We start from the raw sequence: 863 nt of genomic DNA, 5'->3' as shown, positions 1-863 counted from the left end.
GCTAGGGCTGAGACTCATTCAGAGCCAGAAGGCCAAGGTAGTGACCAGCGCGACGGCTGACAGGAAGTTGGCGGCGAGCTTGTCGTAGCGTGTGGCGATCCGACGGAAGTCTTTGATCCGGCAGAAGGCATTTTCGATGAGGTGCCGGCTACGGTAGCGGTGCTGATCGTATCGGATGGCTCGCTTGCGGTTGCGGCGACCCGGAATGACGGGGCTGGTGCCATTCTCGCGCAAGGACGTCCGCAGCCGGTTTGCGTCGTAGCCCTTGTCGCCGAGCAGGTAGCGCATCGGTCCGGCGCGTTCGAGCAGTGCCGGTGCAGCCTTCACATCGCTGACATTGCCCGCCGTCAGCATAAGGGCATAGGGGCGGCCGAGAACGTCGGTCAGGGCATGGATCTTGGTTGTCCAGCCGCCGCGAGAACGACCGATCGCCTGCGTCTGGCGCCCCCTTTTCCACCAAAGGCCGAGCGCTGGGCTTTGATGTAGGTGCTATCGATCGCCGTGCTCTTCGTCACCGCACCCGCCCCTGCCAAGGCATCGAGCAACTTCGTCCAGAACCCCCGCCGCGACCAGCGGTTGAAGCGGTTGTAGACCGTCGTCGATGGTCCATAGTCTGCCGGACAGTCGCACCACCGGCAGCCGGATTTCAGTACATGAAGGATGCCCGAAATCACCCGCCGGTCATCGACCCGTCGCGCACCAGGCTGGTTCCGGGGCAAGTACGGCTCGATCGCCAGCCAAGCTTCGTCCGACAACCAGAATAAAGAACGCGACATCGTGAAGGGCCTCCCGCTGCGGTGAAGGCCCTTTGAATCAATACATACAAGCAATTTCAAGAGGCTGATTGGGTTTTAACCCTAGTA

General features: G+C 61.4%; 2 protein-coding genes. One reads left to right on the top strand and one right to left on the bottom strand.

Annotated elements, in window-relative coordinates; all coding sequences use genetic code 11:
* Positions 1 to 18: 18 nt before the first annotated feature.
* Positions 19 to 719, bottom strand: a protein-coding gene (locus tag AC3WS4_RS25245; protein WP_234716168.1) for an IS5 family transposase whose coding sequence is annotated in 2 segments (ribosomal slippage) — positions 19 to 443 and positions 443 to 719 — 702 coding nt in all. Because the reading frame shifts where the segments join, the coding sequence is not laid out codon by codon here.
* On the opposite strand from AC3WS4_RS25245, the gene AC3WS4_RS25240 reads away from it, so the two are divergent.
* Entirely contained in the window at positions 661 to 801 is a 141-nt protein-coding gene (locus AC3WS4_RS25240; RefSeq protein WP_234716212.1) for a hypothetical protein, read from the top strand. The genes AC3WS4_RS25245 and AC3WS4_RS25240 overlap by 59 nt on opposite strands.
* Positions 802 to 863 lie beyond the last annotated feature (62 nt).

This window comes from Sphingopyxis sp. EU05-FHT14B03 (assembly GCF_058790875.1).
This window is presented reverse-complemented; position numbering and strand designations above follow the sequence as displayed.